The organism is Tatumella sp. JGM94 (assembly GCF_018257595.1).
Lineage (GTDB): Bacteria > Pseudomonadota > Gammaproteobacteria > Enterobacterales > Enterobacteriaceae > Tatumella > Tatumella punctata.
Map to the genome: position 1 here is coordinate 164,946 of NZ_JAERJN010000004.1, position 15,862 is coordinate 180,807.

The 15,862-nt window shown below is 49.7% G+C and carries 13 protein-coding genes; 5 read left to right on the forward strand and 8 right to left on the reverse strand.

The genetic code is table 11. From position 1 onward, the window contains the following. Nucleotides 1-120 precede the first annotated feature (120 nt). Nucleotides 121-867, reverse strand: a complete 747-nt coding sequence (locus JK216_RS04740; protein ID WP_212711401.1) for a 5'-nucleotidase, lipoprotein e(P4) family — start codon at nt 865-867, stop codon at nt 121-123. Nucleotides 868-1,053: 186 nt separating this feature from the next. Between JK216_RS04740 and fecI the strand changes: the two genes are divergently transcribed. The 3 genes from fecI (at nt 1,054) to fecA (ending at nt 4,994) form a co-directional block, all read left to right on the forward strand. After that, a complete protein-coding gene (fecI, locus tag JK216_RS04745) occupies nt 1,054-1,575 on the forward strand; it encodes a ferric citrate uptake sigma factor FecI (protein ID WP_212709222.1) in 522 nt (173 codons plus the stop codon). Continuing rightward, entirely contained in the window at nt 1,575-2,534 is a 960-nt protein-coding gene (gene fecR / locus JK216_RS04750; protein WP_212711402.1) for a ferric citrate uptake sigma factor regulator FecR, read from the forward strand. Before fecI ends, fecR begins: the two co-directional genes overlap by 1 nt. A gap of 93 nt (nt 2,535-2,627) precedes the next feature. Then, nucleotides 2,628-4,994, forward strand: a complete 2,367-nt coding sequence (gene fecA, locus JK216_RS04755) for a TonB-dependent Fe(3+) dicitrate receptor FecA (RefSeq protein ID WP_212709209.1) — start codon at nt 2,628-2,630, stop codon at nt 4,992-4,994. Nucleotides 4,995-5,052: 58 nt separating this feature from the next. Here the strand turns inward: fecA and JK216_RS04760 are convergent, their stop codons facing one another. After that, a complete protein-coding gene (locus JK216_RS04760; RefSeq protein WP_212709208.1) occupies nt 5,053-5,772 on the reverse strand; it encodes a dienelactone hydrolase family protein in 720 nt (239 codons plus the stop codon). 398 nt (nt 5,773-6,170) lie between these two features. Here JK216_RS04760 and JK216_RS04765 point away from each other — a divergent pair, with 398 nt between their 5' ends. Next, nucleotides 6,171-7,424, forward strand: a complete 1,254-nt coding sequence (locus JK216_RS04765) for a dicarboxylate/amino acid:cation symporter (protein ID WP_212709207.1) — start codon at nt 6,171-6,173, stop codon at nt 7,422-7,424. Between the two features lie 215 nt (nt 7,425-7,639). Beyond that, complete coding sequence (locus JK216_RS04770) at nt 7,640-8,758, forward strand: ABC transporter substrate-binding protein (RefSeq protein WP_249212993.1); 1,119 nt, start codon at nt 7,640-7,642, stop codon at nt 8,756-8,758. A 52-nt stretch (nt 8,759-8,810) separates the two neighbouring features. Here the strand turns inward: JK216_RS04770 and JK216_RS04775 are convergent, their stop codons facing one another. The 6 genes from JK216_RS04775 to JK216_RS04800 all read right to left on the reverse strand — a co-directional run bounded on the left by JK216_RS04775 (nt 8,811) and on the right by JK216_RS04800 (nt 15,771). Further along, on the reverse strand, nt 8,811-10,967 hold the full coding sequence (locus JK216_RS04775; protein WP_212711403.1) for a TonB-dependent siderophore receptor: 2,157 nt from the start codon (nt 10,965-10,967) through the stop codon (nt 8,811-8,813). Nucleotides 10,968-11,241: 274 nt separating this feature from the next. Then, nucleotides 11,242-12,042 (reverse strand): MetQ/NlpA family lipoprotein, encoded by an 801-nt coding sequence (locus JK216_RS04780; protein ID WP_212709205.1) that lies wholly within the window; start codon nt 12,040-12,042, stop codon nt 11,242-11,244. A 118-nt stretch (nt 12,043-12,160) separates the two neighbouring features. Then, nucleotides 12,161-13,021: an ABC transporter permease subunit gene (locus JK216_RS04785; RefSeq protein ID WP_212711003.1), complete on the reverse strand. Its 861-nt coding sequence runs from the start codon at nt 13,019-13,021 to the stop codon at nt 12,161-12,163. After that, nucleotides 12,981-13,835 (reverse strand): ABC transporter ATP-binding protein, encoded by an 855-nt coding sequence (locus tag JK216_RS04790; protein ID WP_212709203.1) that lies wholly within the window; start codon nt 13,833-13,835, stop codon nt 12,981-12,983. Before JK216_RS04790 ends, JK216_RS04785 begins: the two co-directional genes overlap by 41 nt. Nucleotides 13,836-13,848: 13 nt before the next feature. Next, a complete protein-coding gene (locus JK216_RS04795) occupies nt 13,849-14,739 on the reverse strand; it encodes a TauD/TfdA family dioxygenase (protein WP_212711004.1) in 891 nt (296 codons plus the stop codon). A gap of 24 nt (nt 14,740-14,763) precedes the next feature. Next, entirely contained in the window at nt 14,764-15,771 is a 1,008-nt protein-coding gene (locus tag JK216_RS04800; RefSeq protein ID WP_212709201.1) for an ABC transporter substrate-binding protein, read from the reverse strand. Nucleotides 15,772-15,862: the final 91 nt, after the last annotated feature.

Below are 15,862 nucleotides of genomic sequence, written 5' to 3' on the forward strand. Positions count from 1 at the left end.
AGAAAGAAGCCTGTAAGGAATGATGCAAAAGTTACGCCAGGTGTCTGAGGGCCTGTTTTCAGTGCTCGTCGCTGGCGGGTTTGATCAATATCCCGCCACAGTGCACAAAAATAATGCAGCTTACTGTTTCCAGGCATTCAGGGAAGCCTGTGACCACGAACCATAGGCCGCATTAGGCAGTATGATCCAGTCATCAGCGAAATGTGCTTCATTATCACGCACTAGCTGACGTTGCTGTTCGGTGGTTTTTTTATTTTTAAATTGTGCAGAAAAGTCCGGCAGACTGTCCCCGAACAGCATAATGATCTGGTAATGCTGACGGATGGCCTCTCTGCGCACCTGTTTAGAGGCAGTGTCCAGCTGCACACTATCATCAGAGACCTGAGGCAGACCTAAGGCCCTCAGGGTCGCGAGGGTCTGATTTTTATTTGCCTGAGAGCGGTCCGAGACATAAAAAATACGGACTTTTTTATCGCTGACTGTCTGCAAAAATTCCTTCGCCCCCGGAATCAGGCCCGGGTGCCCTGATTTCTCCCACGCATCCCAGGTATCCCACCGGGTATAGTCATGACAATTTTCCATATCTCTGACCAGCAGCGGCGAATTATCCAGCACAGTTTCATCGAGATCCATCACCACCGCTGCTTTTTCCGGAGACGCTAAGTGCGCGGCTTTCTGCAGGAAATCCTGACGGGCAAATTTATAGGTTTGTAACTGCAGAGCCATTATCTCTGCCGATTTTTGCTGATAACGCAGCGCCATTTCATACGCTTTCGGGGTATACAGGGCAGGTGCTTCTGCCGCATAAGACGTTACAGTGACCAGCGGTAATACGATCAGCGGCAGTGCTTTTAACAGGTTTTTCATCGGGTTCGGATTCGCTCTCAGTGAAAGATGGCAGACATAGTAGGTACCAGAGATGACACTTTTATGATCATCAGTACCCGCGTGGCCAGGCTTGTCCGGGAGTAAGAAACTTCGGTAATATCATTGAAATGATAACTATTCGCATATTAATATGCCGTCTGATATTTAGCTGCGATGTTTATTGTGATGACCGATTCTGCCATACCACCGTCCGGCCTGACCGTTGATACACTCTACCATACACATTATGGCTGGCTGACGTTATGGCTGACCCGAAAAATGCACTCGGTTTTTGACGCAGAAGATATTGCACAGGATACCTTTGTCCGGATTCTGGGTTCCCGGCAGCGCGACACTATTCGTGACCCGCGTTCGTTTCTGTGTACCGTTGCAAAACGCGTCATGGTGGATCTGTTCCGTCGCCAGGCGCTGGAAAAAAACTATCTCGACATGCTGGCTAACTTACCCGATGACCAGCTTCCTTCCGCGGAATGCCGGCAGATACAGTTGCAAACCCTGCAACTGCTGGATCAGATGCTGGATACCCTGAGTGACAAAGCACGCCGGGCTTTTCTGTTATCACAACTGGAAGGATTACAGTATCGCGATATCGCCTTACGGCTGGGGGTTTCTGTCAGCGCCGTCAAAAAATATATCGCGAAAGCGACAGAGCATTGTCTGATCTTCAGACTGGAGCATGGCCTGTAATGCAGACATCCCTTTCTGATGCCCGAAAAACAGCCCTGCGTTCAGCGTCATACTGGTACGCACAATTAAATGATCCGCAGGTCACAGCACAACAAACGGCAAAGTGGCAACAGTGGTATTCAGGTCATGCGGATAATCAATGGGCCTGGCAACAGGTTGAATCCCTGCGCCAGCAACTGAACATCATTCCGGCCCATACCGCCGGCTGCTTACTGCAGGATCCCCCGGCAACACGGCGTTCGGTACTGAAAGGGATTGTCATGCTGGCCGGTGCAGCCACTGCCGGCTGGCCGTTATGGCATTCTGAACTGGCAGAAGCTATGCGGGCCGATTATCACACGGCTAAAGGTCAGATGCTTCAGCAGTCCCTGACCGACGGCACCCTGTTTGCTCTGAATAGCGACAGTGCCGCCAATGTCCGCTTTGATCGTCAGCAGCGGCTGGTTGAATTGTTATATGGTGATATTGCCATCAGCACCGGTAAAGACCCGGCTGGCCGGCCATTTCGGGTACTGACCCGGCCAGCATTACTGACCGCACTCGGCACACGCTTTTCGGTACAACAGCGCGATAATGGCGTTGTGCTGAGCGTCAGTGAACATGCCGTAGAAGCCGTATTACAGAAAGATCCCCGCCAACGGCAACGGGTTCAGCAGGGGGAAAGTTTACTGATTCAGCGTGACGGGTTTTCTGCTCTCCGGCCTGCGGACCCGCATGACAATGACTGGGTCAAAGGTATGATCAGTTTCAGTGACCAGCCGCTGAGTCGTGTTATCACCGCCTTATCCGGCTATCATTCCGGATTATTACATTGTACCGCATCAGCAGCAGACCTGAGGTTAAGCGGTACTTTTCCGGCGTTTAATACAGATGCCGCGCTTAAAGCCATCGCCTCTGCCCTTCCGGTTAAAATTCAATATATTACAAAATACATTATCGTTATAAGTGCAATAAACTGAATAATTCTCATAAAAATTCGTATTTATTGTTGTCCTTTTTAGTTTTTCATTCGACTCCATCAGTGACGATATAAAAATAATGACGGAGATAGCATGAAAACTTCAGATACCACTTCCGGGAACCGTACCAGGCAGTCACATTCTCTGGCTCTGTGGCTGCGCATTTGTCTGCTGACAGGGACAGGTATTTTCAGCGCCGGCAGTTATGCAGAGACACCCCCGGCCATCCGCCACTATCAGTTACCGGCAGGAACCCTGGATAACGTTCTGAACCAGTATGCCGCACAAAGCGGAATCACATTATCCATTGATGCCAGCCTGACGCGCGGTAAGCAAAGCCAGGGGCTGCAGGGAGATTATACGGCAATCAATGCCTTACAGGCATTACTTCGCGACAGTCAGTTACAGGCAAAAGCCCTCGGGCCCGACAGCTGGACCCTGGTTCCGCTCCCTGACACCACCACCGCAGAAACCTCCATGACAGTGGTCGGCGACTGGCTGGGCGATGCCCGTGAAAATGATGTCTTTGAACACCCCGGGGCCAGGGATGTTATCCGCCGTGCAGACTTTGCCAAAACAGGTGCCACCACACTGCGTGAAGTAATGAACCGTATCCCCGGGGTCAATGCACCGGAAAATAACGGTACCGGCAGTGATGACCTGGCGATGAATTTTGGTATCCGCGGATTAAACCCGCGGCTGGCAACCCGCTCGACCATTCTGATGGATGGGATCCCGGTTCCTTTTGCCCCGTACGGGCAGCCACAGCTGTCACTGGCCCCTGTATCTCTGGGGAATATGGATGCGGTTGACGTGGTTCGCGATGGTGGTGCGGTACGTTACGGACCACAAAATGTCGGCGGCGTGGTTAACTACGTTACCCGTGCAATACCGAAAGATTTTGGTATTGACGCGGGAACCGAAGGGATGCTGAGCCCGTCATCGTCACAGAACAGCCCGAAAGAAACTCATCACCTGATGGTGGGCGGCACCGCAGATAACGGATTTGGCAGTGCCCTGCTCTATTCAGGTACCCGCGGCAGCGACTGGCGTGAACATAGTGCAACCCGCATTGACGATGTTATGCTCAAAAGCCGTTATGCGCCTGACGGGGTAAATACCTTCACCAGCCTGCTGCAATATTATGATGGCCGTGCCGATATGCCCGGCGGCCTGAACCAGGCGGATTATCAGGCCAATCGCTGGCAATCAACCCGCCCTTATGACCAGTTCTGGGGACGCAGAGAACTGGCCGGTGTCGGCTACCAATACCAGCCCGATATGCAGCATAAATTTACGCTGCAAGGCTTCTTCACTCACACCCTGCGCAGCGGCTATCTGCAACAGGGCAGCAAAATTACACTCTCCCCGCGGGAATACTGGGTTCGCGGCATAGAACCCCGTTACAGCCAGAGTTTCCTGCTGGGTTCTTCGGCGCAGGAAGTCAGTGTGGGCTACCGTTATATCAGTGAGTCCAGCCATGAAATGCGCTATTACACTCCGGTTGCTCAGGGCATACTGCCCTCTGCATCCAGCCCGTATGACAGGGATACCCGCTCAGGGACCGAAGCCCATGCATTCTATGCCGATAACCGGATCGATATCGGCAACTGGACTTTTACACCGGGTATCCGTTTTGAGCATATTGAGTCTTATCAGAATAATACGCTAAAAAATACCCGCCAGAAGATCAGCTACAATGCTCCTCTGCCGGCGCTCAGCGTGCTTTATCATCTGACAGACAGCTGGAATCTGTATGCCAATACAGAAGGGTCGTTTGGTACTGTCCAGTACAGCCAAATCGGTAAAGCTGTCAGCAGCGGCAGTATTGAGCCGGAAAAAGCCAGAACCTGGGAGGCCGGAACCCGTTACGATGACGGATATCTTAATGCAGAAGCCGGTATTTTCCTGATCAACTTTAATAATCAGTATGACTCAAATCAGACGGATGATTCGGTCACTGCCCGTGGCAAAACCCGCCACAGCGGCCTGGAAACCAGCGCCCGTTATGATTTGTCCGCCTTGTCTCCGCGACTGGAAGATATCGCTGTTTATGCCAGCTATGCCTATGTGAATGCCGTGATCCTCGAGCACGGCAGTACTTACGGTAATCAGGTGCCTTTTTCACCGAAACATAAAGGCGTGGTCGGTATTGATTACACACCCGGCCAGTGGTCATTTACTCTGAACGGGGAATATCAGTCACGGCAGTATGCAGACAATGCCAATACCGTCGCGGCCAGTGCTGACGGCAGTACCGGCCGAATTGCCGGTTATATGTTGTGGGGCGCAAGGGTGGGTTACGACTTTGGTCCGCAGTATTCACACCTGAAAGTCGGCGTGGGAGTGAAGAATATGTTTGATCAGCCTTACTATATTCGTTCTTACGATGATAATAATAAAGGGCTGTATGCCGGTCAGCCACGGACCTTCTATATGCAGGCATCGATAAAAATGTAACCTTTCCCCCCTCTGGCATCGTTATGCCAGAGGGGGGTTACCGGTAATACACCGGGTATCAGAAGACTTCGTCTAATAAACCAAACATTGCCGCAAAAGCACGGGCACTGACATCTGCATTATATTCAGCAACGCCTTTAACGTTAGCCTGTACATCAGTAAACGAATGCACTGCACCTTTATAGCTGTGCAGTTTCCAGTCGACGCTGGCGGTGGTCATTTCCTGAGCAAATGCCGGTAACTGTTCCCGTGGCACCAGCGGATCCCCCGCACCATCCAGCACCAGAACTGAACCTTTAATGTTTTTAGCATCATAGCTGCCACAGGTATCAAGTCCGCCGTGAAAAGAAATTGCGGCCTTTAGCGACGCACCACTGCGGGCCAGTTCCAGCGCACAATGTCCGCCAAAACAAAAACCAAACACGGCCACTTTATCGGCAGTCACCGGCGCATCGGTCTGAGACGTTAATGCCTGCATAGCCGCGGCCATACGACCGACTTCTTCATCCGTGTTTTTTACTGACATCATGACCGTACCGGCTTCTTCTGCCGAACCAGGGCGTACTCCTTTACCGTAAAGATCAGCAATCAGTACCACATAACCACGGGCTGCGGCTTTTTCTGCCAGACTGACCGATGCCTCAGTCACCCCCATCCAGTTCGGTGCCATCACTAAACCGGCTGCCGGTGCGGTAAGGCTGGCATCAAATACCAGAACGCCTTCCAGTTCAGTACTGCCTGAACGATAAATAATTTTTTTCGATTGGAACTGGCTCATGGTTTCTCCTGATCTGATAAACAGAAATCAACGTTGATAAAATAAAAATAATACATACCGGAGGATAACCGGTAAATCACCGCCCCGGGTGACGGCTGCCAGCTTAAAGGGTGTTTATCACGCTTCAACCCGTTTTTAGTAACATGGCACACAGTGTTCATTCATCTGTGACCCGTTATTTCCGGCTATTTTTAGCCTGATACTGCTAAGCGGAAGAATGATAATCTCTAAATAACTGAATATTATCGGCTCACTGAAGCGAGTCAGTTCATAAAAACGTCAATTCCCCATTCAACTCTGTGATGTTATTTGATTTTAATTAACATGCTGTTACTTTTTAGCAGGTAGTTGACTGAAACTATAAAAATAATCGTAATATTTATCTGACTGGAATCATTATGAAAAAAACGCTGTTCCACAGCCTCTACATCCAGGTACTCATTGCCATCGCTATCGGTGTGTTTCTGGGACATTTTTATCCGGATATTGCCACCCAGATGAAACCGCTCGGGGACGGTTTTATTAAGCTGATAAAAATGATTATCGCGCCGGTTATTTTCTGCACCGTGGTGACGGGGATCGCCGGAATGGAGAGCATGAAAGCGGTGGGGCGTACCGGTGCCATTGCTCTGCTGTACTTTGAGATTGTCAGCACCCTGGCACTGATTATCGGCCTTATTGTGGTAAATATTGCTCAGCCTGGTGCCGGAATGAATATTAACCCGGCCAGCCTGGATGCGTCTGCCATTACCACCTATGCCGACCAGGCGAAGCAGCAGGGTATTGTGTCGTTTATTATGGATATTATCCCGAACAGCGTTATCGGTGCCTTCGCCAGCGGAAATATCCTGCAGGTTCTGCTGTTCGCTATCCTGTTTGGCTTCGCCCTGCATCGCCTGGGTAAAACCGGAACCCTGATTTTTAATGTGATTGATAACTTTTCACAGGTTATTTTCGGCATTATTAATATGATCATGCGTCTGGCCCCGATCGGTGCTTTTGGCGCAATGGCATTTACTATCGGTAAGTACGGGGTAGGTTCCCTGTTACAGCTGGGCCAGCTGATTGTCTGTTTCTATCTGACCTGCATTCTGTTTGTGGTGATCGTGCTGGGACTGATTTCACGCTATATCGGGTTCAATATCTTTAAATTTATCGGCTACATCAAAGAAGAATTACTGATTGTACTCGGTACCTCCTCATCAGAATCTGTTCTGCCACGGATGCTGAAAAAAATGGAAGAAGCCGGCTGTAAGAAATCCGTGGTCGGATTAGTGATCCCGACCGGCTACTCTTTTAACCTCGACGGTACCTCTATCTATCTGACGATGGCTGCCGTATTTATTGCCCAGGCTACTAACAGCCAGATGGATATTGTTCATCAAATCACCCTGCTGGTGGTGTTATTACTCTCTTCCAAAGGTGCCGCAGGCGTCACCGGCAGTGGCTTTATTGTGCTGGCCGCAACCCTGTCGGCAGTCGGTACCCTGCCGGTCACCGGTCTGGCACTGATCCTCGGTATCGACCGCTTTATGTCAGAAGCCCGGGCACTGACCAATCTGGTCGGGAACGGTGTTGCTACCCTGTTTGTTGCCAAACGGGTCGGTGAACTCGACGAACAACAGATGCAAAAAGTGCTGGGCGGTAAATAACCGCCCCGGTTCCGGTCAGCTGCCAGCGGAAGGCGGTTAACCGGAATCAGCCCCGTCTCCGCCCGCCAGGTAAAAAATCCCGCAGATTAACTCCGGTAACCCCCCTGCTCACACTTCACTGCCGATAATGTTATATTTCTGTCAGCAGAATCCTTACCCGGCCACGACACCTGATGGCGGGAACCACAGTAATCAATGGCAGGCAGCACACTGAGATGAAAATAGCGACCAGACTGATCTTTATATTGACCCTGATAATGACCCTCGGCCAGCAGGCTCAGGCGGATACGGTAACCGATCTGCTGGGCAGAAAAGTCGATCTTAACCGGGTACCTCACCGCATTATGCTGGCCGATGCCAGGGCAATTGAGGCAATGAGCATTATCTTTAAAGGTGACCCTTCTGCCAGCATTGCTGCCTGGGATGATTCCCTGCAAAAGAAGTCACCGGATATTATGGCGGCATTTGCCGGTAACTTTGCCGATCTGAAAACAATTCCGACCTTCGCTAATCCTTATACCACGACCTTTAATGTCGAAAATGCTGTCGCCAGAAAAGCAGACCTGGTTATTTTTGATATTGGCTTACTGGCCAAACTGAAAGATGAAGGGGTTACCGCTAAACTCGACAGCCTGCATATACCGTATATCTTTATCGATTTCCGGCAAAAACCTCTGCAGAACACGGTGAAAAGTATTGAACTGCTGGGTGAGGTTTTCCATCAGCAAAAAAATGCCCGTCAGTATCTGGACTTCTATAACCAGCGGATGTCGCTGATAGCACAGCGCACGGCAGATCTCACCCCTCGCCAGCGCCCGACGGTCTTTATTGAACGCAGTGCCGGTATCCTGGGGGATTTTTGTTGCAGTACTTTTGGTCAGGGAAGCCTCGGAGAGTTTATTCAGGCGGCAGGCGGGACCAACCTCGGGGGGACATTATTCAGTGGTATGGGCGGTGATGTCAGTCTGGAAAAGATTATTACCCTCAATCCGGATTTTTATCTACTCACCGGCGCTGACTGGCAGGGAAACCGTAAAGCTTCAGCATCCGTGCCCCTCGGTTATCAGCAGGATCCGGCCCTGGCAGAGAAAAAGCTGGCCGGACTGATGAACCGTACCGGGTTTAATGTACTGCAGGCTGTACAAAAACATCAGGTGCTGGCGATTTATCACCAGTTCTACGATCTGCCATCGAATGTGATTGCTGTCGAAGTGATAGCAAAATTCCTTCACCCGCAATTATTCACAGACCTTGATCCGCAAGCCGATCTGACATTAATCCATCAGAAGTTTATGGGACTGAAAACTTCCGGGGTGTTCTGGATCTCCCGCTGATATACCTGTGGCAGGCGCTCCGCCCGGAAAAGGCCGGGCGCGCCTGCCATTATCAGAATGTGACTGAGGCCTGAACAAAATAAGTCCGCGGCTCACCAATATACTTACCACTGTTGGGATCCGTGGAGCGGGTAAAATATTGCTGATCGAACAGATTATTAATTCCGGCCCCGAGGGTTAATCCATTCCAGGCAGCCCCGAAATCATAAGCCCCGCGGAAATTCCAGACCATATAACCCGGCATATTACCGTACAGACCATCGGCACTTTCCTGCGTAATATATTGGGAACCGCTGCCCGGAGAATACTGTTTCGACCGGGCAAAACTGTCCAGATTCCACGTCCAGTTGCCTGTCTGGTAGCGGCCGCCAACGGTAAAGACCTGCCGGGAATAGAATGGCAGATCTTTACCAGAAAATGCCCCGCGGATCGCTTCGGCTTTGGTGTAGGTATAGGTGGTATAGGCGCTGATCCCCTCCAGAGCGTGACTCAGAGCACCGAGATCATAACTGACAGAGGTTTCAATCCCCTTATGTCGCGTGGCCCCCATATTGGTCCAGCGATCGTTGACATACTGCAATTCATTATCAAAATTAATATAGAAAAGCGTGGCCTCAGCCTTAAGGACAGTATCGTCATAACGGGTACCAAACTCATAGCTATGGGCTTTTTCCGCAGTTAATCCGTCAGCACTCTGATCACCTTTTCCGCCCGTATTCAGCTGAAAATACTGCATACTGCCAAATGAAGTATTGGTATTGGCAAACAGCTTCCATTCGTCGGACAGGTGGTACATTACATTCAGTGACGGCAGAGGCTCACTGTAGTGTTTTTCCCGGTGATAACCCTGAATACCATTATCCAGATGTGTACGGATATTTTCGTAACGGATGCCGGGGGTAATTGTCCAGTCACCGACATTAATTGCATCATCCAGATAAAGTGCATGAGCACGGGTGCCGCCGGAGGTATGCTGATAATAATCCGGAGTGGCAGGGCTTGAGTACTGGCTGCCGATATTATACCAGCCGGAGCGATAGGCTTTTTCGTCCATGGTTTCATTCAGATACCGGTAACCGAGAGTCACTTCCTGGGCTATTTCCCCGGTCAGGAACGATTGTGAGTAACCCGGTTCGATGGCCCAGGTCGAATAATGACGCGGATAGGTGATCATACGCCGCTGGCCGGGCCTGGCCACTCCGCCCTCCGTTTCGATATTACTGCCCCGGAAGCTATCGGTAAAATAGGTCATTACCTCCAGCTGCCGGTCTTGTTGCTGATGTTTATATTTAAACGACATATCCTTACGCCGCGCATCAAAGTGATCCCATTTACGGGTCGATGCATAAGGATCCTGCGCATATCCGGAACGGGTTAACCCGCCCGGCATACCTGAGCTGGCATCATAGTAGTGAAAGCTGCCCTGTAGCAGATCCTGCTCAGTCAGGGAATATTGTGTTTTCAGTATAAAATCGTCAATATCCGTATTATCGTTGCTTTTACGGTATCCCTGTCCGTGCAGCCCTGAGTACAGTATCCCGGCACCCGCTCTCTTGTTGTCCGTCATCCCCCCGACACTGGCACTGGTCAGGGTTTTCAGGCCGCCGGTTTTTGCTCCGCGGGTCTGGACACTGGCACTGCCGCCAAATTTTTCGGGGATCGGTTTGGTGGTAAAGTTAATGATACCGCCCACATTCTGCGGCCCGTAGCGTACCGTACCACCGCCACGGATCACATCCACAGACTCAATATTTCCCATCGATAACGGCGCCATAGAGAGCTGTGGCTGACCGTAAGGTGCCGTCGCCAGCGGAATCCCATCCATCAGGATAGTTGAGCGGGGTGACAACCGGGCAGGCAATCCGCGGACTCCCACATTCAGAGAAATATCACTTCCTCCGGTGCCATTACTGCCCCTGATTTGTACCCCGGGAACCCCCTGCAGTGCATCAGCCAGGGTTTCATCTCCCCGTTCTCTCATTTGTTGCGCACTGATATAAGTTCGTGCTCCCGGGTGGTCGAGCAGTACCGAACTGATATCCGGTGTGTCCAGCCAGTTTCCCACCACTGTTACCTTATTCCCGGTAACTGGTGCTGTGACAGAGGTTGCCGGAGAAGACGTTTTATCGGCAGCAGTTTCTGCCGCCATGACCGGAAGCGCGATGACAACAGCACTGGTCAGTAAAGAAATACGGGGAATGATTGTCATGTTTTATATGCGCAAAAAATACAATTTATAAGTTAATGCAAACAATAATCATTATTAATCATTCATTGTCAATCTTAGGCTACAAAACAATATTTATCACTGAATTAAATAAAAAAACATTATTTTATTCCGCCCATCAGCCCCCGTAAAAATACTGACGGGCAGGCCGGGTCAAAGAAATGAAGGCTGTCGGTGAAAAAGAAAGAAAATAAGGAAATAGCAGGGAGAGAAAATAGCCCGGCAGTCAGGTCACTGCCGGGTCTGCGGGCAAAGATTACCAGGCTTTAATAATGTCACCTTTGTAGATGTCATTCGCTTTATCCAGCACTTCCTGTGACTGGAATGCCTGTTTCAGTTCCTGCAGTTTTTTATCATTAATATTATCTTTACGGGCAACCAGTACATTCAGATAAGGAGAGGCTTTACCTTCCATAAATAATCCGTCTTTTGATGCTGATAATCCTGCCAGTGACGCAAAATTATTATTGATGACCGATAAATAGACTTTAGGGTCATCCAGGGTTCGGGTCAGCTGCGGAGTATCCACCAGTACAAAATTCAGTTTTTTAGGGTTAGCGGTAATATCCAGCACCGTTGGCAGTAAACCTGCCTCAGGTTTTACCGTGATCAGCCCCTGAGACTGTAACAACAGCAGACTGCGGCCCAGCGTGGTGGACTCATTGGAAATGGTCACGGTGGCACCGTCCGGCAGATCTTTAATGTTTTTAATTTTTGAAGAATAGGCAGCTATCGGAAAAATAAAGGTCTTACCCAGGATAACAAACGGATAGCCTCGCTCTTTTTCCTGCATTTCCAGATAAGGCACACTCTGAAACGCGTTAGCATCAACATCTTTATTCAGCAGCGCTTCGTTGGGCTGTACGTAGTCATTAAAGGTGATGACATTCACATCCAGGTGATATTTGTCTTTCGCTACCTGTTTCACCGTATCCCAGATTTGCTGATCCGGACCGGCATTAATTGCCACCCTGACACTGTTCTGGTCATCCTGTTTACAGGCACTCAGCAGCAATGCTGACAGAACGATAGCTGAAGACAGTATTATTTTTTTCATGGATATCCTCCCTGAGTTAATATCCGCCGACTATATCGGAAGTCTGGACGTCTGTACATCTAAAATTCAGAAGGGAAAATAAAATACCGGGTAAACCACCCGACTGGTGCCAGAGCGATCAGATGTTCCAGCGCTTTACTGTCAGCCGTTCTATACCGGCAAAAATCACGCCTTCAACCAGTAACCCGATAATCACGACTGTCAGTAACCCGGCAAACACATGATCGGTAAACAGCTCATTACGGTTCTGAAAAATATACCAGCCCAGTCCGCCGCTGCCACTGGAAGCACCAAAGACTAATTCAGCAGCGATCAGGGTACGCCAGGCAAATGCCCAGCCAATTTTTAGTCCGGCAAGAATAGAGGGTAACGCTGCCGGCATAAGAATATGCCAGACATAACGCGGACCGCGCAGACCATAATTTTTTCCGGTCATACGTAAGGTTTCAGAAACACTGTTAAACCCGGCGCTGGTGTTTAAGGCTATTGGCCAGACAACCGAATGAACGATCACAAATATCAGGCTGCCGCTTCCTAAACCAAACCATAAAAGGGCCAGCGGCAGCAAAGCAATCGCCGGTAACGGATTCAGCATTGCCGTCAGTGTACTCAGTAAATCTCTGCCTGCTCTGCTGCTGACAGCAAGGGCACTGAAGACCAGCGATAATACACTGCCAATCAGGTATCCCTGAATGAGCAGGGTAAGGGAATTATGTATTTTCTCTGGTAATACTCCGCTTAACATATCCTCACTGAATGCTCTCAGAGTATCGATAACCCCCGGAAACATCAGACTGTTATTCTGCCAGCGGGCGATCAGTTCCCATACCATCAGTAATAGCAGAACCAGCACCGACTTCCTTAACCAGCTCTGATTCCATAAACGTTTGCCGGGCGGTAGCGGTGTTTCAGCCTGAAATTCTGCGGGAACTGTTACTTCACGCAGATAACCGGGCCGAAGGTAAGGCTGTGGTGCCATAAGGACTCTCCCTGTCTGACGGATATACCGTTGCTTTTTCCGGAAACAGCAACGAATGAATTTCCCGTGCAGCTTGCCGGAACTCTTCGTTGCCCTGATTGTGTAATGTGAACTGATGGCAGTTTCTTTCCGCCCGGATTTGCCCGGGATGTGCCGAAAGGATCAAAATCCGGCTGCCGATTAACAACGCTTCTTCAATCGAATGTGTTACGAAGAGCAGCGTCGAACCCGCATCCTCCCAGAGTTCCAGCAGCTCTTCCTGCATTTGTCTTCGTGTCAGCGCATCCAGAGAAGCAAATGGCTCATCCATCAGCAAAATTTCTGGTTTCATTGCCATCGCCCGGGCAATAGCAACTCGCTGCTTCATTCCCCCGGACAACATATGCGGGTAAACATCAGTAAACCGTGATAAACCAACCTTATGCAGATAATGGCCGGCAATCTCCCTGGCCTGTTTTTTATGATATTTACCGCTAACCAGCAGCGGGAACATCACATTACTGATAACTGTTTTCCACGGAGCCAGTTGATCAAACTCCTGAAAAACAGTCATCCGCTCCGGGCCAGGGGCGGTAATTTTTTTTCCTTCCAGCAAAATCTCCCCGCTTGTCGGCGGGATAAACCCGCCAATCGCTTTCAGCAAACTGGACTTTCCGCATCCCGAAGGGCCGAGCAATACAAATCGGTCCGCCGGGTAAACCTCAAAACTGACATCATGCACCGCCCGTACCCGGTGTTGCGACGTCTGATACTCAAGGCTGATATGATTCAGCGATAATAAAGGGGCAGGCTGCTGCTCCGTCCGGTTGGTCATGCTTATATCCTGTTCAGAATGGAATATCGCCTTCAATGGTGGTGCGGTATAACTGGCGCGGACAATCTTCCGGACAGCCTGTCGCCAGATGGATTAACGAGCGGTTATCCCAGAACAATAAATCACCGGCTTGCCAGCGGTGCGTATAAATATTTTCTTCACGGATACTGTGTTCATACAGTGCCTGCAAAATATCCCGGCTTTCATCTTCAGCCAGCCCTTCGATATGGGTCGTAAAACCTTCACTGACAAACAATGCCTTGTGACCGGTTTCCGGATGCGTTCTGATGACCGGGTGGCTAACCGCTTTCACTTCACTTAGCTGTTTTTCTGTTAATACCGGTCGCCACTGGCTGCCGAAACGGGGCTTACTGTAAGTCGCTGTATAAGAATGTACTGCCCGGAGGCCTTCAATTTTGCGACGTAATTTTTCAGGTAAGGTTTCCCATGCCTTATGCATATTGGCAAAGCGGGTATCTCCGCCAACGGCGGGTAAAATTTTCCCATAGAGCATTGAACCAAGGCTGGGTATCTGTTTATAAGAAAGATCAGAATGCCAGTATTTACCTGCATCACCGAGGCCGACAGGCTTCCCGTCACGGACAATATTAGAAACGATTAAAATCTCAGGATAGCCGTCTAACAGGAATTGTTTTAATACATGAATCTGCAACGGGCCAAAACGACGACTGAATGCAATCTGCTGTTCCGGAGTCAGTGTCTGCTGCCGGAAAACCAGCAGATGATAGTGCAGATGCGCCTGATGAATACGCCGGAAGTCGGCGGTATTCAGTTTATGACTTAAATCCAGACCGATAATTTCGGCACCGGTACCGGGTAACGGGCGGATTTCAAACTGCTGAGACCCCGCTTCCGGCGAGGAGACTTCGGTAAACTCACCCATAATAATCCTCCGTACTGACTGTGATTAACTGCCCGGGTTGACCTGTGCTTCACTAAAAAAATAATCTTTCCAGCTGGCGGCATGATGTTTTAATACTCCAAGCTGATTCAGCTTATCGGCATAGACATACGTCCGTTCCGGGGATACCGTGAAGTGGTTTTGCGGGTCATTAATAATTTTTTCGATTAATGACAGGGGTAAATGTGAATTTTCCTGACGGATATAAATACGGGCAGCATCGTCTTTATTCTTTTCTACATATTCAGCCGCTTGTACTAAAGCGTTATAAAACGCCTGATAGGTCTCAGGATTTTCATCATGAAATTTTTGCGTGGTATACAGAACGTTAAATGATCCCGGCCCCCCGAGAACATCATATGAACTGAGGATTTTGTGGATACCCGGATGATCTAATTCCTGATACTGAAACGGCGGGCTGGAGAAATGTGCGGTAATTTCAGATTTTCCGGAGATCAGCGCCACAGTCGCATCGGGATGCGGCAGGCTGACAGTGATATTATCAAACCGGTTATAGGCTTTATTACCATATAACTCAGCAGTCGCAATCTGTAATGTCCTGGACTGAAAGCCGACCCCGGCAGCCGGTGCAGCAATCCGGTCTTTTTCACTCAGGTCGTGAATACTTTTCACAGCAGGATTATTACTGAGTAAATAGCCGGGCATAGATCCAAGGGCAGCAATAGCTTTTACATTCTGGTGACCATATGTCCGGTCCCAGACAGTTAACATGGCAGGAACCCCGGCGGCAGCGACATCCAGCGCACCGGTCAGTACGGCTTCATTCATTGTTGTGGCACCGGACAGGGTTCGCCAGTCAACCTTAATATCCAGACCTTCTTTCTTACCTTGCTGCTCTATCAGATGCTGGTCACGCACCACATCCAGCAATAAATAACCAATACCAAATTGCTGAGCAATACTGATGTTCCCTTCAGCACTGGCTGTTACCGGGGCAACCAGTGCACCGGCAATTAGTCCGGCAATAACGACCGACAGCGTATTCTTTATCATTACAGCCTCAGATGACTCATTGTTAATGAACTCATACTGAACGTTATGTTTTTAAACATAAAATAATAAATAAAGAGTAACCAAACCCGAA